Below are 20390 nucleotides of genomic sequence, written 5' to 3' on the forward strand. Positions count from 1 at the left end.
GATGACTACACAAACCGTTCTTCCGGTAGAACCAGATGCGCTTCAAAGCACATCCGTGAACAACGGGGAACCGGCCTGGTTGACCGAAAGCCGCGTTAATGCGCTTCGGCTGGCCGCGGAACTGGATTTGCCGAAACTGGAAAAGACTAAACTCGAACGTTGGGACTTGAGCAATTTCGGAACGCTTCGTACAGAGCGTCCGTCGGTAACACAGCAGCTTCCGGAAAGCGTCGCTTCCTTGGTCGATTTGAAGGAAGACAGCAATTTGATCGTTCAGCACAATAGCGCAGCTGTATATGCGAGCCTGTCCGCCGAACTGGCGGCAAAGGGTGTTATTTTCACCGATCTCGAAACGGCGGTTCGCGAGCATGAGGATTTGGTAAAACCTTATCTTCATACTTTAGTCAAGCCGGAAGAGAACCGATTGACGGCATTGCATGCGGCACTTTGGAACGGCGGCGTATTCCTGTACGTGCCGAAAAATGTGGAAGTGGATATTCCGCTGCAAAGCATTTTCCTGATCGACGATGCCGCGTCTTCATTCGCTCCGCACGTATTGATCATTGCCGAGGCGAACAGCCGTGTTACTTACGTCGATAATTATATTTCCGGACAATACGACAGCAAAGTCGTGCATAACGGCGCTGCGGAAGTATTCATTAAAGCAGGGGCCAAGGTGCAATTTGCTTCGGTCCATCATTTAAATGAACAAACGACGGATCTGATCAACCGCCGTTCGATCGTCGACAACGACGGCAGCATTGAATGGATCGTCGGTGAAATGAACGCCGGGGATTCCGCCAGCGAAACCTTGTCCGTGCTTCAAGGCAACGGTTCCTTATCCGACGCTAAAGTTATCGCTGTTGGTTCCGGTTCGCAGAAACTGAACTATACGACCAAAGCGGTACATTTCGGCAAGAGCTCCGACAGCCAAATGATTACCCGTGCGGTAATGAGGGAGCAGTCTACCGCGATTATTAACGGGATCACCAAGATCGAGAAAGGCGCAACGAAGGCGAACGGAGAGCAAACAGAGAAAGTGCTGATGCTTAGCCCGAAAGCACGCGGGGACGCCAATCCGATTCTATTGATCGACGAAGACGATGTAACGGCAGGCCATGCGGCTTCCGTAGGTCAGGTCAATCAGGAGCAAATTTATTACTTGATGTCGCGCGGGATTTCCCGCGAGCAGGCTGAGCGTTTGATTATCTACGGTTTCCTCGCTCCGGTCGTTTCCGATATTCCACTGGAGCAACTGCAACAGCAATTGCAGGGACTGGTGGAAAGGAAGTTAGGACAATGAACGCGGAACTGATCAAAGCACAGTTTCCTATATTAAATCAAGAGATTAACGGCCATCCGCTCGTTTATCTCGACAGCGCGGCAACTTCACAGAAGCCGCTCGCCGTACTGGAAGCACTTCAGCGTTATTACGAATGGGAAAACGCAAACGTGCACAGGGGCGTTCATACGCTGGGCAGCCGGGCTACGGATGCCTACGAAGGCGCCCGGGAGAAGGTTGCACGGTTCATCGGAGCTAATCGTACCGAGGAGATTATTTTTACCCGTGGTACGACAACCGCACTGAACCTGGTGGCCTCCTCCTATGGCCCCTCGGCCTTATCGGCCGGGGATGAAATCGTAATTACCCAGATGGAGCACCATAGCAACTTCATTCCTTGGCAGCAACTTGCCAAACGGACCGGGGCGACCTTGAAGTTCATCCCGATGCAGCCTGACGGCAGCATTGCGTTGGAGGATGTGGAGAAGACGGTCACCGACAAGACGAAAATCGTCTCCACCGCTTATGTATCCAACGTGCTCGGCGTGGTAAATCCGGTGAAGGAAATGGCCGAGATCGCCCATCGCCACGGGGCCGTTATGGTTGTGGACGGTGCGCAAAGCACGCCGCACATGAAGGTGAACGTACGGGACCTGGATTGTGATTTCTACGCATTCTCCGGACATAAAATGTGCGCTCCGACCGGGATTGGGGTACTATATGGTAAGAAGCAACTGCTGGAATCGATGGAACCCATTGAGTTCGGCGGCGAGATGATCGACGATGTCGGCCTTTACGAATCGACATGGAAAGAGCTCCCTTGGAAATTCGAAGGCGGAACGCCGATTATTGCCGGAGCTGTCGGTCTTGCGGCAGCCATTGATTTTCTGGAAGAGATCGGTCTGGATGAAATCCATCGGCATGAAACGAAGCTCGCGGCATATGCCATGGGCAAGTTGTCGGAAATTGAAGGAGTTACGGTGTACGGTCCCCGCGAACGCGAGGTCGGCCTGGTTACCTTTAATCTGCTGGACGTTCATCCGCACGATGTGGCCACTGTACTTGATGCGCAGGGGATCGCCATCCGGGCGGGCCATCACTGCTGTCAGCCATTGATGCGCTGGCTTCAGGCGAGCTCGACGGCGAGAGCCAGCCTGTACTTGTACAATACGGAGCAAGACATCGACCGATTGGCGGAAGCTCTAATCCAAACAAAGGAGTACTTCGCGTAATGCAATTGGATGATTTATACCGCCGCGTTATTATGGATCATTATAAAAATCCGCGCAATCGCGGAAAATTCGAAGACGGTGGACTGACGGTGGATTTAAACAATCCGACCTGCGGTGACCGCATATCGCTTCAGCTTAAAGTCGAGGACGGCATCGTGAAGGATGCGCGGTTTACAGGCGAGGGCTGCTCGATCAGTATGTCTTCCGCTTCGATGATGACGGAGGCCGTCAAAGGCCGCACTTATGAAGAAGCAATGGATCTGGCGAACCGCTTTTCTTCCCTGATGAAGGGCGAGTCGGCGGAATTCGAGGATTATGAAGATATTGAAGCATTATCGGGTGTCAATAAATTTCCTGCCCGCATCAAGTGCGCTACGTTAGCATGGAACGCGCTCAAGAAGGGCATCAACGAGGAATCATAATATTTAAGGAGGTAATGCAGCCATGGCAAAGAAAGCGCCTGAAATGGAAGAGTATAAATATGGCTTCCGGGATGAGCATAAGGCGGTTTTTCAATCGGGTAAAGGCTTGACCCGCGAAATCGTCACGGAAATCTCCCGCATCAAGAACGAACCGGAATGGATGTTGAACTTCCGGCTGAAATCCTTGGAGCAATTCGAAAAAATGCCGCTCCCGCGTTGGGGCGGAGACCTGGATGAACTCGACTTTAACGATATCCAATACTATGTAAGACCTTCCGAAAAGCAAGGGAAGACTTGGGAAGAGGTTCCTTCCGAAATTAAGGAAACCTTTGACAAGCTCGGTATCCCTGAAGCTGAACAGAAGTTCTTGGCCGGGGTATCGGCGCAGTACGAATCCGAGGTCGTATACCACAGCATGCAAAAGGATCTGGAAGATCAAGGCGTTATTTTCACGGATACCGATACCGCGCTCAGAGAGCATCCGGAAATTTTCCGCGAATACTTCGGAACGGTCATTCCACCGGCGGACAACAAGTTTGCTGCGTTGAACAGCGCCGTATGGTCGGGCGGAAGCTTCATCTACGTGCCGAAAGGCGTGAAATGTGAAGTTCCTCTGCAAGCTTACTTCCGGATCAATTCGGAAAATATGGGCCAATTCGAACGGACGCTCATCATCGCCGACGAGGACAGCTTCGTGCACTATGTGGAAGGCTGTACAGCTCCGATTTACAGCACGAATTCCCTGCACAGCGCCGTCGTTGAAATCATCTGCAAAAAGAACGCTCGCGTTCGCTACACGACGATCCAGAACTGGGCTCCGAACATCTACAACCTCGTTACCAAACGGGCGGTAGCTGAAGAGAACGCCACAATGGAATGGGTCGACGGCAACATCGGTTCCAAGCTGACGATGAAATACCCGGCTGTTATCTTGAAAGGCCGCGGCGCGAAAGGCAGCGTGCTGTCGATTGCGGTAGCGGGCAAAGGACAGCATCAGGACGCAGGGGCCAAGATGATTCACCTTGCGCCGGATACCACGTCCACGATCGTTTCCAAGTCGATCAGTAAGCACGGTGGTAAAGTTACCTACCGTGGTCTGGCATCCTTCGGACGCCAGGCGGAAGGCGCCAAATCGAACATCAAATGCGATACGCTCATTCTCGATAATGAATCAACGTCAGATACGATTCCATATAACGAGATCATGAACGACAACATCATGTTGGAGCATGAAGCTACCGTATCCAAGGTGTCCGAGGAGCAGCTCTTCTATCTGATGAGCCGCGGGCTTTCTGAAGCCGAAGCGACGCAAATGATCATCATGGGCTTCATCGAGCCGTTCACCAAGGAACTGCCGATGGAATATGCGGTGGAAATGAACAGATTGATCAAGTTCGAGATGGAAGGTTCCATCGGTTAAGGAATAGCTAATAAAAAGTCCGCTGTCCATTTAGGTCAGCGGGCTTTTCTTTGCCTCAAATTCTTCCTGAGTAGCTAGAATTGCAACGGAATAATCCGTGTTACATGTTTAATTTCGTCCAACATTACCCAAGCAGCGCCATCAATGGTTCTGATCTGAACCTTTTCCGGTTTACGCCCCCATTTAGGTAAACCCACGATGGAGTTCCCGTCTTCCAGCGTTAGTACAACTTGGTGTTCCAAGGTTACTGCCATTTTTAGTTCATGCATGTTACCCATTTAAGCCACCCTTCTAAATCTGCCTTCATACTATATCGGTAGTTAAGGTGTGAAACTAAACCAGTTTTGAAAATTATGAAGACATTTTTTGTATATGAGAGGCCTCAATATTACAAGTAAACTTCCGCAATCGCGGTATCCCGCTCTTTGGACAAATCGACGAAACGGGAATCGGTCTGGACGAGCGGTCTGAAGAAATCGGACTGATTGGTCATAACGATGGAGCCGACTTCTCCGGAGCTGAGCAGTACTCTTTTGCCGATAAAATTAGGAAGTAAGTGATTGATCAGTGCTTGGGTCGGTTCCGGACTCAGTTTGCCGAAGCTGAGACTGTTCAATTCCCGCAGAACGGACAGCAGCTCCTGCTTCGACTGGTACACCCGATTGGAGGTCATGGCGCTGTATACGTCCGCTACGGCCGCAATCTTGGCGAAGGGGTGGATCTCCTTTTCCGTAAGACCCTTAGGATAGCCGCTTCCGTCATCACGCTCATGATGCTGCAGCGCTACGAGTGCCGACAATTCGTCGCCGGTCGATTTCAATATAATATCGTGTCCGTAAGTGGTATGCCGCTTGACCTCATCGAATTCTTCAGGCGTCAGCTTACCGGGTTTATGTAAAATGTCTTGAGGGATCTTGCTTTTGCCGATGTCGATTAAATAACCGGCCTTACCCGCCGCATAGGCTTCCTCTTTGGGATAACCGAGCCAGGAGGCGATATAATAAGATAGCATTCCAACCTGCATGGAATGATTATATGTATAATTGTCACTGTCGTTCAGCATCAACAGCAGAGATACCACGTCTTTTTGGACAACCAACTGTTCGACCATGGGCTCAAGCAACTCGTCGACCTGTTTATCTTCAAAGGCGCCTGTAGTTAGCGCTTCCAGGAAAATCGATTCAAATCCGTCAACCGCGTTATCGAAGTAGGGCTTAACTTTCTGGACACTCTCCGAAAACGATTGAGCTACGGGGATTTGAACTTGAGGTGTAAAGGGTACGACATCTACGTAATCAATGCCATGCTGCATGAGTTTTACGATTGCATCACTTGTTAATTCTTTTTCCTGTTGAAGAACTAGTACCCCAAATTGATTGAAAACATCGGATTCTAAACGGTCGCCGGGACTGAGATCCATAATGTGTACTTTCAAGGAAGATGACACCTCGTTATTCTGAAGTTTCTTTCATCATAACAGGGAATAAATGGATTGACAATGCTAATTCAGGACTTGCGATCCGGCAACCTAGGAGAGCTCTCCCGGAGCCGATGGGTCCCAAGGTCCCAGTCCGTGACCCTTCCATTCGGTACCGTCTTCCCAGGATTCTTTTTTCCAAATAGGTACGATCTGTTTCAGACGTTCGATGGCGTAACGGCTTGCTTCATAGCAGCCGGCCCGGTGGGGGGAAGATACGGCGATGATTACGCTCGCTTCGGCGATTCCGACGAGACCGATCCGGTGCGTGATCGCACAGCGGGTACCGGGCCATTTTTCGCCGATTTCGCTGCCGATTTGCCGAAGCTTGGACAAAGCCATAGGGATATAAGCCTCGTATTCCAAGTGTACGGTGCGGCGATCCCCAGTCATTTCACGCGTTGTACCGGTGAAAGTCAGGGTTGCTCCATGGTCTGCGGTAATGACCTTCGCGGTTACCGCGTCCACGGAGAGTTCCTCGTCCGTAATTGCATATAGTCCATCTTCACTCTCATGTCTCCGGGATCCGGATACGGGTTCGCCGCCGGAAACGGGGGGAATGAGCGCTACTTCGTCTTTGTCGGTAATCGGGGACACGCCTGCGGCATATTCCTGATTGACCGCAACGAAGGAAACGGCGATCAGCGAAGCGGCATCAGGATAAGCCTCGGAGAGGAGCTGCTTCAGGAGATCGGCGTTCAGTTCGGCTACTTCACAATTAAATTCAAGGCTTGACGTTCCGATCCGGTCGGCAAGGCCTGCAAATAGCGAAATGTTGATTATCATTTTACTTCACCTCGGAATGGTATTGAAACCATTCTAATATATCATATAAAGAAGACAACATATAAATTTAAGGTATATAATATTCTTTATAATTAAATAAGATGAGCTATTGAAATGGATGTGGGGCAAGTCCGTAAAATGTTCCTACAATCGCTGTTGATTCCAGATTTCTTGATCTTATAAGATCGGATAATGCAGAAATCCGGAATCAAAGGCGAACGCTCCGCTTCTTCGGAATCATTTTACTACCTTGCCAGCATCACATTCTTAAGTTCATCTAATATCGCGCGGATTCAGTAGGTGCACTTTATAAGGAGGAAAGGCCATGCAGCCGGAGACGGACCAGGAAACGTTAATGATTGTATATACCAATGATTTGCACAGCCATTTCGGCGCTATGGGTCGCATTGCCGCTATGGTCGATGAACTTCGCGCCACACCTCAAACTTCCGTATTGCTGCTGGACATCGGCGATCATATGGACAGGGCGGCTCCCGAAACGGAAGGAACGATGGGACAAGCCAATGTGGATGTGCTTAACCTGACCGGATATGACGCGATCACCATAGGAAATAATGAAGGATTGACCTTTACGCCGGAATTGCTGGAACAGGCTTATGCCGGTTTGACCTGTCCCGTAATTTGCGGAAACATTCGTGAACTGGATACCGGAAAGCCTCCGAAGTGGATGAAGGAGCATTTGATTGTCCGGCGGAGCGGGATGACGATCGGATTAATCGGAGCTACGGCCTCTTATCCTGAATTTTACGAATTGCTGGGACTTGAAGCGCTTGACCCGAGAACGACCATTGCCGATTCGGTAACGCGACTGCGCAATCAGGTCGATCTGATCATCGTTATGTCCCATTTGGGAATAAAGCTCGACGAAGAGCTTGCAAAGAGCGTACCAGGCATAGACCTGATTATTGGGGGGCATACGCATCATTTGCTGGAGGAGCCGCTTAGAATCGGGACGACGATGATTACGGCCGCTGGAAAGTTCGGGCGGTATCTAGGTCATATCTCATTTCGCAAAAACACGACGGACGGAAAACCTGTTGTTGTCGAGGGACGCTGTGTAGCCGTGGAGAACGGGGAAGAGAGCGAGCGTGTGCTGAAAGCTATCTCTATTCACCAAGAAGGCGCGAAACGGAGAATGGATCGGACTGTTGCGGTCACGGAGCGGGAGCTGCCGATTGACTATACATCGGAATCGCCATTCGGAAATTTGCTGGCACAGGCGGTCAGACGATACACGGGGAGCGAACTGTCGATCATTAACAGCGGCCAGCTGCTGATGGATCTTCCCAAAGGTGAAATCAGCGAGGGAATGCTGCATGAACGGTGCCCGTCTCCGATCAATCCCTGCCGGATGAAGCTGAAGGGAGCGGATATCCTTTATACTCTGGAGGAATCCCTTCTAAGCGAGATGACGGATCGGGCGATTTACGGGTTCGGCTTTCGGGGCAAGGTGCTTGGCGGGATCTGCGTGGATGGCATGGATATTTTATATGACCCGTCCGGAGCGCCGTTCGACAAAATTATACAGGCCAGCGTCCAAGGGGTGCCGATCTCACCCGATAAGGACTATGACGTCGGTACGCTGGATATGTTTACGTTTGGCATTGGTTATGAACGGTTAAAGAACGGGGAGGAAAGACAGTATATGCTGCCCGATTTTTTACGGGATCTGTTGAAAATGGAGCTCCAAACAGCGGGGGCTGTGGAAGACAGCTTTCTTTCAAGATGGAAAAAAAACGGAGTGTAATACGGAAGATGCATTCCCGGTTGATCCATTGTATTCTATAATAATAAAAGATAGTCAAATACATCCTATGTTTACAGCAAACAATGAGAGACGGAAGTGGTTTTTTGCGGCTGATACCAGTGAGCTCTTTGAAGCCCGGAATGAAACTTGGAAAGAAGATATATAACGAGGAAGGAATCATATTGCTGTCGGAAAATGCGGAGCTGAGCGAAGCGGTTATTCGCCGGCTGCGTTTGCACGGGTTGGATTTTGTCTATGTGGCCGATTCGCGGACCGATGATGTCGTCATTCAGGACATGATCGAAGATGAGACGCGCCGTCGTGCGCTTCAGGAAATCCGGACCAGCTTCCGTAAATTGACGGAGCCTTCCGTTAAAGGGATCGTATATCCTTTTTTGGGCAAGGCCTTCACAGGTCTGGTGGAATCCATCATGGATGATCTTAGTTCCAGGGAAGATGCCATGATTATGATGATGAATATCAACAGTATGGATCAGTATTTGTACCGGCACTCGCTTAATGTTTGCGTCTATACGCTATTGCTCGGACAAATCCACGGATATAGCAAAGAAGAGCTGACCCTGCTTGGACTTGGGGCCATGCTTCATGATATCGGTAAGACCAAACTGCCCATTGAGCTATTAAACAAACCTTCCAAATTGAGCGAAGCGGAATTCAATCAAATCAAACAGCATACGCAGATCGGTTTCCAAATGCTCAAGGACGAGCCGGGAATTCCGCTCAAATCGGCGCATTGCGCATATCAGCATCATGAACGTATCAACGGCGAGGGTTATCCCCGGGGGCTTAAGGGCGATGAAATATCCGAATTTGCCCGTTGGATCGCCATTACTGACGCCTACGATGCCATGACCACCCACCGGGTATACCGGCCGGCGATGCTGCCCCATCAGGCGCTTGAAGTGCTTTATACGGGATGCGGGGAATGGTATGAAAAATCGAAGCTGGAGTTGTTCCGGGATCATGTGGCGATTTATCCGCTCGGGATGACGGTGACACTTAATACGGGTGAGAAAGGCGTAGTGGTGAAGATACATAAGGACATTCCGCATCGCCCGGTCATTCGTATTCTGGAGGATCCCCTCGGTGCGGAATTAAAGTCTCCTTACGATGTGGACCTGAAAAATCAATTATCTATTGTTATTACCAAAGTGGACGGAATGGAATTTAAAACTGAGGAGTCGGTCTCTTGACGGGACTGCCTAAATGGGGATTCTGCACCGATGAGGTGCATTTTCTTCTTTTTTAGGTTAATAAAAGAAATAAGGTGAGTAAATGATGAAAATAGAGAATTATAAAACGGATAGAGAAATCGAAATCACACCGAGCTATGACCCCTGGGATCCGATCGTGTCGCTGCGTGAATTTGGCCGGCATGTACTGACAAGCGTGGAAATGACGGTTACCAATCTGTGCAATATGCGATGTGAGCACTGCGCAGTCGGCGACAGCCTCATGTTAAAGGAACCGGAACAGATCCCTTTGTCCGTCATGTTGAATTCATTGGATCAGGTGGAGAATTTGCGGACGATCAGCATCACCGGCGGGGAGCCTACCTTCCGTAAGCAGACGGTCGATGAGGTTATTGTTCCTTTGCTGCAATATGCCAAGGCAAGAGGGGTGCGCTCGCAAATCAATTCCAATTTGACGCTGGATTATGAACGGTATGAGAAGCTTCTGCCTTACCTGGATGTCATGCACATTTCGTTCAACTATACCAGCGAGCGTGACTTTCACGAGGTCGGATTTGCCCGCAGCGGCCATCCCGTACAAGAGGAAGTCGCCAAGAGAATGTATTTCAAAATGATTGAAAATAGTCAAAAGCTAAGTGAAGCGGGGATGTTCATTTCGGCCGAGTCGATGATTAACTACCGTACTCATGACAAGCTGCCGCAAATTCATCGGCTGATTCGGGAGATGGGCTGTCAGCGTCATGAGGTCCACCCGATGTATGCGGCTGATTTTGCCGAGGGCTTGCCGGTTCTGCCTCTTGAGGATATGCGAACCGCCATTCATTCTCTCCTTGACGCACGGGATCCCGATCTGTGGATGCTGTTCGGAACGCTTCCTTTCTTCGCCTGTAACGGCGAGGGGGAGGATGCCAAACTGCTGCGCCGCTTGCGTCAGGAACCCAACGTAACGGTGAGGAATGATCCTGACGGGCGAAATCGGGTTAATGTCAATATGTTTACCGGAGATGTGTATGTGACCGATTTTGCGGCCATTCCGGCTTTTGGCAATGTGCGGGACATGCGACTGGATGACATTTTTGCCGAATGGCTGAACAACCACCCTATGAATCAAAAAGTAAACTGCCACTGCGATGCGGCGGGTTGCTGCGGGCCGAATTTGCTTGTCGCCGACATGTATTACAAAGACATCGATTTCAAGTCCCGTAAAGCGATCACACTATAGGAAAGAGGGCATTTTACATGCACTACGCCATAACAAACGCTCACACCGAAATTGAGTTCGGCCGATTGTTTTTGAATCTATTCATCGTGTTCGTTCTGGTTTTCCTGAACGGTTTCTTTGTTGCTGCGGAGTTTTCGCTTGTTAAAGTGCGTCAATCCCGACTGACCCAACTCGTCAGTGAAGGAAACAAGCGCGCCGTATACGCCCTTCGGGTCAACAAGAAGCTGGATGCCTATTTGTCGGCTACCCAGCTCGGTATTACGCTGGCCTCGCTTGGACTAGGCTGGGTCGGGGAGCCGGCCGTTTCCGAACTGCTCATTGAGCCGTTAATGCACAAAATGGGCGTAAGCGATCCTACGCTGATCTCGACCGTATCGGTTGCGATCGGGTTTGCGATTATTACGTTTCTACATATTGTCATCGGTGAGCTTGCTCCGAAATCGCTCGCGATCCGGAAATCGGAAGGTACTTCGCTTTGGTTATCCGCACCGTTGTTGTACTTTTACAAGGTGTTCCTGCCGGTCATCTGGTTGCTGAACTCGGCGGCAAACGGCTTGCTGCGGATGATCGGAATTGAACCGGCGGGCGAAGGAGAGGCAGCCCACTCCGAAGAGGAAATTCGCATCCTGATGAACCAGAGCGCCAAGAGCGGGGTCATCGATAAGGATGAAATGAAGCTGATGGACAATATTTTTGACTTCTCCGATATGTTGGCCCGCGAGGTCATGCTGCCCCGGACCGATATGGATTGCCTATATACCAATCTGACTTGGGAAGAGAATATGAAGATTGTGGCGGAGACGAAGCATTCGCGTTATCCGGTGGCCGTGGAGGATAAAGATCAGATCATCGGTTTTGTCCATATTACGGACCTGCTGCTTCCCGAAGCCGGACGCCCGCTTAATCTGGCGGAAATGGTTCGCCCGATCCTGAATGTGCCCGAGTCTATGGAAGTCAGCCATGTGCTCCGGCTGATGCAGAAAAAGCACTCCCAATTGACACTGGTTGTCGATGAATACGGGGGAACGGCCGGTCTGTTGACGGTCGAGGTCATTTTGGAGGAGATCGTCGGCGATCTTCATGACGAGTTTGAGGACGAACGTCCCGAAATCGAGAAGCTGGGCGAGGGCGTGTACTCCGTTGACGGAAGAACTCTTCTCGAAGACGTAAACGATTTGATGGGCATCGATATCGAAGACGATGAAGTCGATTCCGTCGGAGGCTGGCTGTTTAAGGAGCTGGAAGGCGCTCCGGCGAAAGGCAAGAAGAAAGTCGTCGATAATATAACCTTTGAAGTCGCCGAATCAGGGCGATTGCGAATCACACGGGTGAAAATCAGTAAGCAAAAAGCACCTGAACCCATATCCGAGGATGAACTTAAACCCGGAACTTAGATCATAAATAATAAGAACGTCAGGCTTGGCATCATACAAGGCCTGACGTTTTTTTGCGTTTTATCACGAAATCGGGTTCATAAATTGGGCGAACGTCATATGTTAATGATGAGGATGCAGGGGACCAGGTAGTCCTTTGCATAAGGGAATTTCATAAAGGAGGAACCAAGATTGAGCTTTCCCAATGAGCATTCTTTTGCCCCGTTTATCGGTCCCTTTGATCCATGCCCGCCTATTACCTGTAAAACATACAGCACACCTCCGCACTTATATATGTGCTTTCAACCGCTGAATCTCCCGCAATTCTCTCCGCAAGAAGCATTAAGGCATGGCACGCTGTGGCCGGCATTGTACAGCCCCTATGAATCCAAATGGGGAAAAGGACGGTGTTAAAATGAGTTCCACATCGAAACCGCATTGTGATCCCGAGTATTATGAACTGTTGGAAAAACTGCAGGCGCTGGATTTCGTCCTGGTTGAGCTGAATCTTTTTCTCGATACTCACCCGGATGACTTGGCCTCGATTCAGCAGTTCAACCAGTTGACCCAGGAAAGGACACAGTTGGCCAACCATTTTCAGCAACTCTATGGGCCGCTGCAGAATTTCGGACGCGCTTATTCAAAGTATCCATGGGAATGGTCACAGGCCCCATGGCCCTGGCAGGTATAAACTACCTGCCAGCCCTCTTAACGATAATCTAAAGGAGGTAATGCGAAGCAATGTGGATATATGAGAAGAAACTGCAATATCCGGTTCGCGTGGGTAAATGTGATATCCGAATGGCCAAATATTTGGCGGAGCAATACGGGGGTGCGGACGGCGAATTGTCCGCTGCGCTTCGTTACTTAAATCAGCGGTACACTATACCCGATAAAGTGATCGGGCTGCTTAATGATATCGGAACCGAGGAATTCGCCCATCTGGAAATGATCGCCACCATGATTTACAAACTGACCAAGGACGCGACGGTAGAGGAACTGGAGGCGGCGGGCATGGGAGCTTATTATGTAAACCATGATAAGGCCCTGTATTACCAAAACGCCGGGGGAGTTCCGTGGACGGCCACTTACATCCAGGCGAAAGGCGATCCGATCGCCGACTTGTATGAAGATATTGCGGCTGAGGAGAAAGCTCGGGCTACATACCAGTGGCTGATCGATATGACGGATGACGTTGATCTGCAAGACGGCCTGAAGTTCCTGCGCGAGCGTGAAATCATCCACTCGCTTCGCTTCCGCGAAGCGGTGGAGATTTTGAAGGATGACCGGGAGCATAAGAAGATTTTTTAAGCCAAGCGGATGTTCTTGTTAAGACACTTAACAGTTAAATTTGGTTACGGAATTCGGAATGATATAGGGAAGGACCGGAAATATTTGGGCATGTTCGGCCGGCCTTCCCGATATACATAGAAAAACAAGCAAATAACATAGAGGCGAAGGTGATTTCTTATGTCTAAATCAAAGCGGGGGAAAGCTTTGTGGATTCTTCCTTCCAGAGGCCGGGGGACATGCCCCGTATGCAGAAGCACGCGTATTAAACTGCTTTATACGAAGATGAGCAGTTCCGGTCAGGCTCTGAAAGTCTGCAAGAAATGCTTCAACGCATCCCAGGAAAGAATCGATGCCGCAAACCAGATCGTCGTGAAATAAGCTGGCTATAGACCATATCAGTGGAAAGTATGGAGCAAGGATTACTTGCTCCATACTTTTTTTGTTTCCGGGCTATGTAAATGCGTAAATAATTCACTGAGTTTCTGAAAATAATGCTACAATAGAGGCCGGAAGCACTTTAGTTTTTCGTAAAGGAGCATTTGATCATGTCAACCATTCTTAAAACGCTAACTATTGCCGGCAGTGACTCCAGCGGCGGCGCGGGGATACAGGCAGACTTGAAAACATTTGAAGAATACGGAACTTACGGACTCAGCGCATTGACTACCATTGTTACGATGGATCCGGACCGCGGATGGCATCATAGCGTGTACCCGATAGACGCCAATCTGGTGGCCGAGCAGTTGAAGACCGTGTTTGCGGGCGGCCCGGTGCAAGCTATGAAGACGGGTATGCTTGGCAGCGTGCCAATTATAGAAGTCGTTGAGAATTGCATCAAGCAGCATAACCAACAAAATGTGGTCATCGACCCGGTCATGGTCTGCAAAGGGGAAGACGAAGTTTTGAATCCGGAGAGCGCGGATGCGATTCGCGATTTGCTGCTACCGCTTGCTACGGTTGTTACGCCAAACTTGTTCGAAGCCGGTGTGCTTTCCGGTTTGGGACGTTTGTCCAGCGTGGATGACATGAAGAAAGCAGCGAAGATCATTCATGAACGCGGAGCGGCTTACGTAGTCATTAAAGGCGGCAAAGCCTTGGAAGGCGACAAAGCGATCGACCTGTTCTATGACGGCGAGGAATTTGAGGTTCTGGAGACGGAAAAGATCGAACCCGCACATAACCATGGAGCCGGTTGTACTTTTGCGGCTGCCGTAACAGGTGGACTGGCCAGCGGCTTAACTGTAAAGGAAGCCGTAGTTAAAGCGAAAAAATTCGTAACGGCGGCCATTCGTTCGGGGTATGCCTTTAACGAATATGTGGGACCGGTATTCCATGGAGGATACCGTTTGAACGGCGAGTAGGCTGACATATAGAATGAATCAGGACAGGCCGGTTTCCAGGAATGGAGGCCGGTCTTTTTTTTGTTGTATTCGGCATTAATACGATGATTTATGTTGCGCGTTAATGCGGGCTCAATAATGAAGGATAATAAATGAAAGTGATGGAAGTAAGCGTTTTATCGTACTCTTTTACAACAAATAGAAGCGATTCAACGCAAATTTCGGGATTTACAGAAAATGAGAGCAGGCGTAATATTCATTCGTGGATTTGATATTCTTGATTCGCTGAATTTCCCGTAATACGGGAAAACGGGGGAACCGAATGCCGGGCGTAACAGGCAAAGCCAGCCGAAACGAACGGTAGGGGTGAATCCGCAGCATGTCATGCAGAACATGCCGCGGAGGGGTGACTCTCGCCACCCTAATCCGACAGCTAACCTCGTAAGCGTAGTCCGAGAGAGGAATGATACTGTGCCCATGTAAAGCACTCATGGACCGCAGGGGGTCTTGCCTCTGTGGTTTTTTGCTGTCCAAAAAGTCTCCAAATGAGACGATTTACCAAAATATTTAATCATAATCAGCCTTTGAATTTGCAAAAAATAAAGCACGGTGGTGTTGCATCTATGTTTTCGATAATCAAGAGAGTGCTCATCGGTCAGCCGCTGAAGTCAACCGCACTCGGCGAACAAAAATTAAACAAAACGAAAGCCCTGGCGATCCTTTCATCGGATGCCTTGTCCTCCGTAGCCTACGGACCGGAGCAGATTCTGCTCGTCCTGATGACGCTCGGCGCGGCCGCCTACTGGTACTCCATCCCGATTGCCGCGGGAATTCTGGTGCTGCTGCTGGCTCTCGTTTTATCTTACAGACAAGTGATTTATGCCTATCCGCATGGCGGAGGAGCCTATGTTGTTTCCAAGGAAAATTTGGGGGTAAACTCCGGTCTTTTAGCCGGCGGCGCGCTGCTGGTGGATTATATTTTAACCGTTGCGGTCAGCATTTCTGCGGGGACGGATGCGATCACCTCAGCTTTTCCGTCGCTGCATTCACATAACGTACTTATAGCATGCCTTTTAGTGGTTGTTATCACGGTACTCAATTTGCGCGGTATTACCGAATCGGCTTCCATCCTGGCTTATCCGGTTTACTTATTCGTGCTTGTTATATTTATCACTATTGGGGCGGGACTATATCAAATTGCAATGGGCGAAGTTCCGGCCAACCTGCATACACCGATGGGTACACCGGTGACAGGCCTTACGCTGTTCCTGCTCTTGCGGGCATTTGCCTCGGGGAGTTCGGCTTTGACAGGGGTCGAGGCGATTTCTAACGCCATTCCTAACTTCAAGGATCCGGCTCCCAAGAATGCCTCCAAAACATTGGCTGCCATGGGCGTTCTGCTGGCGCTTTTGTTTACGGGGATCGTATCGTTGGCTTATTATTACGGTATTTCTCCTAAAGCGGAGGAAACCGTCGTGTCCCAGATCGCTTCAGCTACATTCGGCCGGGGGATCATGTATTACTTGATTCAAGGGATCACCGCGATGATTCTGGTGCTGGCCGCCAATACCGGATACTCGGCATTTCCGCTCTTGGCCGTGAACCTGGCGAAAGACAAATATATCGCGCGTATGTTCACCGTTCGCGGAGACCGTCTCGGTTATTCTAACGGAATCGTCTTTTTGGCGGTGGCCTCAATCCTGCTGATCATCGTGTTTAAAGGACAGACCGAGCATTTGATTCCGCTCTATGCGGTAGGCGTATTTATCCCGTTTACGCTGGCGCAAACCGGTATGCTTGTGAAATGGTTCCGGGAAAAACCGGCGGGCTGGGGATTGAAATTAACGATAAACGCGATCGGGGCTTTAATCAGCTTTACGGTCATGATGATTTTTTTCATTACGAAATTTCCGCAAGTCTGGCCTGCGTTAATCTTTTTGCCGGCGATCGTTTACGTATTTCATAAAATCAACCGTCATTACGAAGCTGTGGGGGATCAATTGCGGATCACTACATGCGAACAGCCACTAGCGATCGAGGGGAATGTCATGGTAATTCCCGTAGCGGGAATTACGCATGTAGTGGAAAATACGCTGAATTACGCGAAATCGTTGTCTCCGGATCAGATCATCGCTGTGTATGTGGCGTTCGATAAAGAGGCGGAAAAGCAATTTGAGGAGAAATGGAACCAGTGGCACCCTGAAATTCGGCTGGTTACGCTGTATTCCCAATACCGGAGCATTATCCAGCCGCTGACGAAGTTCATCGATACCGTGGAGCATAAGGCCAAGGAAATGAATTTCCGGGTAACCGTTCTGATTCCCCAATTCATACCGAAGAAACGGTGGCATAACGCCCTGCATAATCAGTCCAGTTTGCTAATCCGCGCCTTTTTGCTATACCGGAGGGATTTGATCGTAACCACGGTTCCTTATCATTTCAAAAAATAAGATCTTTTCTTCTGACCATCAAGTCAGAATTTGCCCTACCAGCTCGTTCATGCCTTGCCATGAATCCTTTAGAATAAAGTCCTGCTGAACCGGCGCATTCCAAGGACGGGGGATCATAATGGTCTGTTTGCCCGCTTCCTTGGCCGCGATCAGATTATGGGGGCCGTCGTCAATCAACAAGTCAAAATCAAGCAAGTATTTGCGCTTGGCGACGAAGAAGTTATCGAATGGAATGAAAGGCATATGCATTTGCAGCCATCTCCATTTTTCCGGAACCGATGCCGGGCGGGCGGCCGTCACGACGATGACGTCGTAATCGACGGTCATCCGCTTCACCTCTTCAATCGTATACTCGTCAAAAATTTCAAGCTCTTCGTACAGGCCGGGCCTGCCGAAGAAAATGTCGTCCGTGCATGCAGGATGCCAAATGCCGCTAAGATCAAAGCTGATAATTTGCTCCATGGTCAACGGAAGATCGGGATACATTAAATTATGATAATGAATCGCTTTCGGTATGAGATGGCAGATCGTGTCATCCATGTCGATGGCTACTATTTTTTTGCTCATGCTTCGCACTTCTCCCTGGCAGTTACTTTTTCGATATATAAGTTGAATTTAAACGTAATTGTAATGGACACTTCGGGAAATGGCAAACTTCGGCGTCTCCCAAGGGTTTGCAAGTAATCGCCAATTGGCATATCATGGGGCTATAAATATAGACAGGAAGGAATGTGGAGATGGAGACGACCCAGACGAAATTGCAGAAACCCGAAGCTATGATTTTCGATATGGATGGGACGCTGTTTAAGACAGAGACCCTGCTTGTCCCTGCCTATCATGAACTGTTCGACCGGCTCAGGGAAGAGAAGATGTACGAGGGAGAGACACCTCCGGAAGAGCTGATGCTGAGCTGTCTCGGTATGCTGCTGGAGGATATTTGGAGAAAGGTCATTCCCGACTGCAGCGAAGCGGTACACCGCCGTGCGGATGAACTGTTGCTGGAACTGGAGCTCTCAGGACTGAAGGAGTATTCAACTGAACTATATCCTGAAGTTAAGGAAACGCTGGAGCAGCTTAGCCGGCGGGGAGTAAGGCTGTTCGTCGCCAGCAACGGGCTGGAGCATTACGTGAAGGGCGTCGCCGAAACGCATTTGATCGCTCCGCTATTCGAAGGAATGTACAGCGCTGGCGAGCATCAGACGGCTTCGAAGGTAGACCTTGTCCGCCTATTGCTGGACAACCATGGAGTATCCAGTGCCTGGATGGTCGGAGACCGCTCGTCCGACGTGGAAGCGGGCAAGAAGAACGGCCAGACCGTGATCGGCTGCGCCTATGCCGGGTTCGGGAATGGACATGAATTGGCCGGTTCGGATGTGCTGATCACTTCATTCAATGAACTGGTTACGCTTTATGATCAGGCGGAAGATTCCGAATAATCTCAGGGAAAAATAAAGCCGCTCCTCCTCTCTATGAGGAAGGGGCGGCTGTTTTTTGTTTGTGCAACCATAGGGCGTATTCCAGCGGTCTTACAATTGCTCTCCGGTAAGATTCCAAATCCCCCGTCTGGATGAATACTTCCCTTGCAGGCTTGGGATTGACTTCAAGGACGTAAATACGCCCGCTTTTTTCAATCGCAAGGTCCAGTGCAAGCTCGCATAAAGCACCGAACGTAGCTTCCAAATATGCGGCGACTTCCAGGCTGAGCTTCTCTGCGGAACGGCGGATTTCTTTGCGCTTCTCTTCACTGGAAGTAATCTGCCCGAGCAGAGCATTCATCGATGCCGCCTTGCCTCCGCCGTGAAGGTTGGAGGTGACGCTGCGCGCGGGACCGATTCGTCCGGCGCAGCCGGTCACTTCCCAGCGGCCTTGCCCGTTCTTCTGCACGAGCATGCGGTAATCATGCACCCGACCGCTCGGCAGCTTGATTTGAATGCCTTGCTGCGCTATGAAGCGGCCGCTCCCTTTCCAGCTCATCAGGAAAGCGCCGAGCCTGGATTTGTGCAGCTTCTGTGCGGATATGATTTGCCGGCTCTGCTTCCTTCCCTGGATCAGGAACATATCGCCTCCCAGCCGTTCTACCCGCAGAATCCCCCTGCCGCCGGTACCGTTGATCGGCTTGACATAGACGGAGGAATGATTTTTCAACAGCCTGAAAACATCGCTCCCGCTTTGAAACAAAACCGTCTCGGGCTGGTTGCCGCGGAACGCAGGCTTGCGGGACAACGTCTGATAAATCGTCCACTTGTTTCGCAGCGGACGGTTTAAAAAAGTCATATTTCCGTATTTCGCCCGGAACCTTAACAGCTGTTCAAACCGCTTGCTGCGTTGAATCCGGCAGCGGTCAAAGATAAGCTCCGGGAAGCTGCGCCATTTGCGCGACCATTTCTTTTGCTTCGGATCGTAAATCAGGGCGTTGATAATGCCCTTTTTGTCATCCACATCCATCGGAGTGAATACAAAAACATCAAGACCAAGGCGTTGCCCCTCTGTGATCATACGCTGATAAATATGCCGCTCTTCCAGGTGTTTTTTATCATTTAAATATAGTGTCAAAATGCCCAAGACCGGTTGTGTCATCAGGAATCACCTTCTTTGCAGGGAATGGATTGGCAAAATCAAGATCCGACATTAGCTCGGAATCCAGCGAGCAGCCATGAGTTTTCTCCAGCAGAAGCTCGGCCCGCCCGGTCTGAGACTTAATTAGGCGACTTGCGCTGAACCCCGCGCGAAAACACATCTGCAGGCTGGACAGGTTGCCGGGTGCTACCCGGCATATCAGGTTTCCAAGAACGGCATGCTGCCGGTTCAGCAGGGCGGATCCCAGCCCTCGACCCCGGTACAGCGGGTGAACGACGACAAGGCAGATTCCGCGGCCATAGTTCGTTACGCAGGATAACCCGGCGACCCGGGGGCCATCCTCCGTTTGGAGAATGGCCAGAAGGAGGGAAGAACCGGGCAGAGTCATTTCCCGGCCGGACAGCTTCATAAGGGCACGAAAGGTCGCGGAGGGAATGCTCTTTCTAGCATAGCGATGCACGAATGCCAACATTTCCGCATGCTTTATCTCCCAGGCGACCCTGTTCCCGGGATGCCAAGCTGCAATTTCCATGC

The 20390-nt window shown here is 50.2% G+C and carries 21 protein-coding genes and 1 riboswitch; of the genes, 15 read left to right on the forward strand and 6 right to left on the reverse strand.

From position 1 onward, the window contains the following. The first annotated feature begins 1 nt into the window (after position 1). Genes sufD through sufB form a run of 4 tightly spaced genes read left to right on the forward strand, consistent with a single transcriptional unit; the run spans position 2 to position 4356 of the window. Positions 2–1303: a Fe-S cluster assembly protein SufD gene (gene sufD / locus KB559_RS22395; protein WP_211025307.1), complete on the forward strand. Its 1302-nt coding sequence runs from the start codon at positions 2–4 to the stop codon at positions 1301–1303. Beyond that, complete coding sequence (locus tag KB559_RS22400) at positions 1300–2514, forward strand: cysteine desulfurase (RefSeq protein WP_211025309.1); 1215 nt, start codon at positions 1300–1302, stop codon at positions 2512–2514. Before sufD ends, KB559_RS22400 begins: the two co-directional genes overlap by 4 nt. Continuing rightward, positions 2514–2936, forward strand: coding sequence for a Fe-S cluster assembly sulfur transfer protein SufU (gene sufU, locus KB559_RS22405; protein ID WP_211025311.1), 423 nt, complete (start codon positions 2514–2516; stop codon positions 2934–2936). Before KB559_RS22400 ends, sufU begins: the two co-directional genes overlap by 1 nt. A 22-nt stretch (positions 2937–2958) precedes the next feature. After that, a complete protein-coding gene (gene sufB / locus KB559_RS22410) occupies positions 2959–4356 on the forward strand; it encodes a Fe-S cluster assembly protein SufB (RefSeq protein WP_211025313.1) in 1398 nt (465 codons plus the stop codon). A gap of 74 nt (positions 4357–4430) precedes the next feature. On the opposite strand, the gene KB559_RS22415 is transcribed toward sufB, so the two are convergent. The 3 genes from KB559_RS22415 to KB559_RS22425 form a co-directional block, all read right to left on the reverse strand. Continuing rightward, positions 4431–4634, reverse strand: coding sequence for a hypothetical protein (locus KB559_RS22415; RefSeq protein ID WP_244861654.1), 204 nt, complete (start codon positions 4632–4634; stop codon positions 4431–4433). A gap of 110 nt (positions 4635–4744) precedes the next feature. Continuing rightward, on the reverse strand, positions 4745–5791 hold the full coding sequence (locus tag KB559_RS22420) for an HD-GYP domain-containing protein (protein ID WP_211025315.1): 1047 nt from the start codon (positions 5789–5791) through the stop codon (positions 4745–4747). A gap of 93 nt (positions 5792–5884) precedes the next feature. Next, complete coding sequence (locus KB559_RS22425; RefSeq protein WP_211025317.1) at positions 5885–6619, reverse strand: molybdenum cofactor biosynthesis protein; 735 nt, start codon at positions 6617–6619, stop codon at positions 5885–5887. A gap of 325 nt (positions 6620–6944) precedes the next feature. Here KB559_RS22425 and KB559_RS22430 point away from each other — a divergent pair, with 325 nt between their 5' ends. From KB559_RS22430 to KB559_RS22480, 10 genes are all read left to right on the forward strand, one after another. Further along, the gene (locus KB559_RS22430) at positions 6945–8387 is read left to right on the forward strand and encodes a bifunctional metallophosphatase/5'-nucleotidase (RefSeq protein WP_211025319.1); all 1443 of its coding nucleotides are present in this window, start codon (positions 6945–6947) and stop codon (positions 8385–8387) included. Between the two features lie 104 nt (positions 8388–8491). Continuing rightward, the gene (locus KB559_RS22435; RefSeq protein ID WP_211025321.1) at positions 8492–9601 is read left to right on the forward strand and encodes an HD-GYP domain-containing protein; all 1110 of its coding nucleotides are present in this window, start codon (positions 8492–8494) and stop codon (positions 9599–9601) included. Positions 9602–9686: 85 nt separating this feature from the next. Next, entirely contained in the window at positions 9687–10823 is a 1137-nt protein-coding gene (gene yfkAB / locus KB559_RS22440; RefSeq protein ID WP_211025324.1) for a radical SAM/CxCxxxxC motif protein YfkAB, read from the forward strand. Positions 10824–10840: 17 nt separating this feature from the next. Further along, on the forward strand, positions 10841–12217 hold the full coding sequence (locus tag KB559_RS22445; RefSeq protein WP_211025326.1) for a hemolysin family protein: 1377 nt from the start codon (positions 10841–10843) through the stop codon (positions 12215–12217). A gap of 171 nt (positions 12218–12388) precedes the next feature. Beyond that, the gene (locus tag KB559_RS22450) at positions 12389–12610 is read left to right on the forward strand and encodes a spore coat associated protein CotJA (protein ID WP_211025328.1); all 222 of its coding nucleotides are present in this window, start codon (positions 12389–12391) and stop codon (positions 12608–12610) included. Between the two features lies 1 nt (position 12611). Further along, positions 12612–12887, forward strand: a complete 276-nt coding sequence (locus KB559_RS22455; RefSeq protein ID WP_211025331.1) for a spore coat protein CotJB — start codon at positions 12612–12614, stop codon at positions 12885–12887. 50 nt (positions 12888–12937) lie between these two features. Next, on the forward strand, positions 12938–13507 hold the full coding sequence (locus tag KB559_RS22460) for a manganese catalase family protein (RefSeq protein WP_211025333.1): 570 nt from the start codon (positions 12938–12940) through the stop codon (positions 13505–13507). A 159-nt stretch (positions 13508–13666) separates the two neighbouring features. Further along, positions 13667–13867 (forward strand): hypothetical protein, encoded by a 201-nt coding sequence (locus KB559_RS22465; RefSeq protein WP_211025335.1) that lies wholly within the window; start codon positions 13667–13669, stop codon positions 13865–13867. A 167-nt stretch (positions 13868–14034) separates the two neighbouring features. Next, positions 14035–14850, forward strand: a complete 816-nt coding sequence (gene pdxK, locus KB559_RS22470) for a pyridoxine/pyridoxal/pyridoxamine kinase (RefSeq protein WP_211025337.1) — start codon at positions 14035–14037, stop codon at positions 14848–14850. 252 nt (positions 14851–15102) lie between these two features. Continuing rightward, positions 15103–15293, forward strand: a riboswitch (cyclic di-AMP (ydaO/yuaA leader). Between the two features lie 159 nt (positions 15294–15452). Then, the gene (locus KB559_RS22480; RefSeq protein ID WP_211025341.1) at positions 15453–17279 is read left to right on the forward strand and encodes an APC family permease; all 1827 of its coding nucleotides are present in this window, start codon (positions 15453–15455) and stop codon (positions 17277–17279) included. 18 nt (positions 17280–17297) lie between these two features. On the opposite strand, the gene KB559_RS22485 is transcribed toward KB559_RS22480, so the two are convergent. Beyond that, positions 17298–17846 (reverse strand): 5' nucleotidase, NT5C type, encoded by a 549-nt coding sequence (locus tag KB559_RS22485; protein ID WP_211025344.1) that lies wholly within the window; start codon positions 17844–17846, stop codon positions 17298–17300. 170 nt (positions 17847–18016) lie between these two features. Here KB559_RS22485 and KB559_RS22490 point away from each other — a divergent pair, with 170 nt between their 5' ends. Beyond that, positions 18017–18715 (forward strand): HAD family hydrolase, encoded by a 699-nt coding sequence (locus KB559_RS22490; protein WP_211025346.1) that lies wholly within the window; start codon positions 18017–18019, stop codon positions 18713–18715. Positions 18716–18746: 31 nt separating this feature from the next. Here the strand turns inward: KB559_RS22490 and KB559_RS22495 are convergent, their stop codons facing one another. Both KB559_RS22495 and KB559_RS22500 read right to left on the reverse strand, forming a co-directional pair. Continuing rightward, complete coding sequence (locus KB559_RS22495) at positions 18747–19856, reverse strand: YheC/YheD family endospore coat-associated protein (RefSeq protein WP_211025348.1); 1110 nt, start codon at positions 19854–19856, stop codon at positions 18747–18749. Next, positions 19813–20388: a GNAT family N-acetyltransferase gene (locus KB559_RS22500; RefSeq protein WP_211025350.1), complete on the reverse strand. Its 576-nt coding sequence runs from the start codon at positions 20386–20388 to the stop codon at positions 19813–19815. The genes KB559_RS22495 and KB559_RS22500 overlap by 44 nt, the downstream gene beginning before the upstream one ends. Positions 20389–20390: the final 2 nt, after the last annotated feature.

This window comes from Paenibacillus sp. Marseille-P2973 (assembly GCF_018101095.1).
Lineage (GTDB): Bacteria > Bacillota > Bacilli > Paenibacillales > Paenibacillaceae > Fontibacillus > Fontibacillus vini.

What these genes read in the sequence shown, in the direction of transcription:
- KB559_RS22495 (WP_211025348.1), bottom strand. Translation starts at nt 19,856, where the DNA reads ATGACACAACCGGTCTTGGGCATTTTGACACTATATTTAAATGATAAA.
- KB559_RS22430 (WP_211025319.1), top strand. Translation starts at nt 6,945, where the DNA reads ATGCAGCCGGAGACGGACCAGGAAACGTTAATGATTGTATATACCAAT.
- KB559_RS22490 (WP_211025346.1), top strand. Translation starts at nt 18,017, where the DNA reads ATGGAGACGACCCAGACGAAATTGCAGAAACCCGAAGCTATGATTTTC.
- KB559_RS22400 (WP_211025309.1), top strand. Translation starts at nt 1,300, where the DNA reads ATGAACGCGGAACTGATCAAAGCACAGTTTCCTATATTAAATCAAGAG.
- sufB (WP_211025313.1), top strand. Translation starts at nt 2,959, where the DNA reads ATGGCAAAGAAAGCGCCTGAAATGGAAGAGTATAAATATGGCTTCCGG.
- sufU (WP_211025311.1), top strand. Translation starts at nt 2,514, where the DNA reads ATGCAATTGGATGATTTATACCGCCGCGTTATTATGGATCATTATAAA.
- KB559_RS22460 (WP_211025333.1), top strand. Translation starts at nt 12,938, where the DNA reads ATGTGGATATATGAGAAGAAACTGCAATATCCGGTTCGCGTGGGTAAA.
- KB559_RS22480 (WP_211025341.1), top strand. Translation starts at nt 15,453, where the DNA reads ATGTTTTCGATAATCAAGAGAGTGCTCATCGGTCAGCCGCTGAAGTCA.
- KB559_RS22415 (WP_244861654.1), bottom strand. Translation starts at nt 4,634, where the DNA reads ATGGGTAACATGCATGAACTAAAAATGGCAGTAACCTTGGAACACCAA.
- sufD (WP_211025307.1), top strand. Translation starts at nt 2, where the DNA reads ATGACTACACAAACCGTTCTTCCGGTAGAACCAGATGCGCTTCAAAGC.
- KB559_RS22425 (WP_211025317.1), bottom strand. Translation starts at nt 6,619, where the DNA reads ATGATAATCAACATTTCGCTATTTGCAGGCCTTGCCGACCGGATCGGA.
- KB559_RS22455 (WP_211025331.1), top strand. Translation starts at nt 12,612, where the DNA reads ATGAGTTCCACATCGAAACCGCATTGTGATCCCGAGTATTATGAACTG.
- yfkAB (WP_211025324.1), top strand. Translation starts at nt 9,687, where the DNA reads ATGAAAATAGAGAATTATAAAACGGATAGAGAAATCGAAATCACACCG.
- KB559_RS22500 (WP_211025350.1), bottom strand. Translation starts at nt 20,388, where the DNA reads ATGGAAATTGCAGCTTGGCATCCCGGGAACAGGGTCGCCTGGGAGATA.
- pdxK (WP_211025337.1), top strand. Translation starts at nt 14,035, where the DNA reads ATGTCAACCATTCTTAAAACGCTAACTATTGCCGGCAGTGACTCCAGC.
- KB559_RS22445 (WP_211025326.1), top strand. Translation starts at nt 10,841, where the DNA reads ATGCACTACGCCATAACAAACGCTCACACCGAAATTGAGTTCGGCCGA.
- KB559_RS22485 (WP_211025344.1), bottom strand. Translation starts at nt 17,846, where the DNA reads ATGAGCAAAAAAATAGTAGCCATCGACATGGATGACACGATCTGCCAT.
- KB559_RS22465 (WP_211025335.1), top strand. Translation starts at nt 13,667, where the DNA reads ATGTCTAAATCAAAGCGGGGGAAAGCTTTGTGGATTCTTCCTTCCAGA.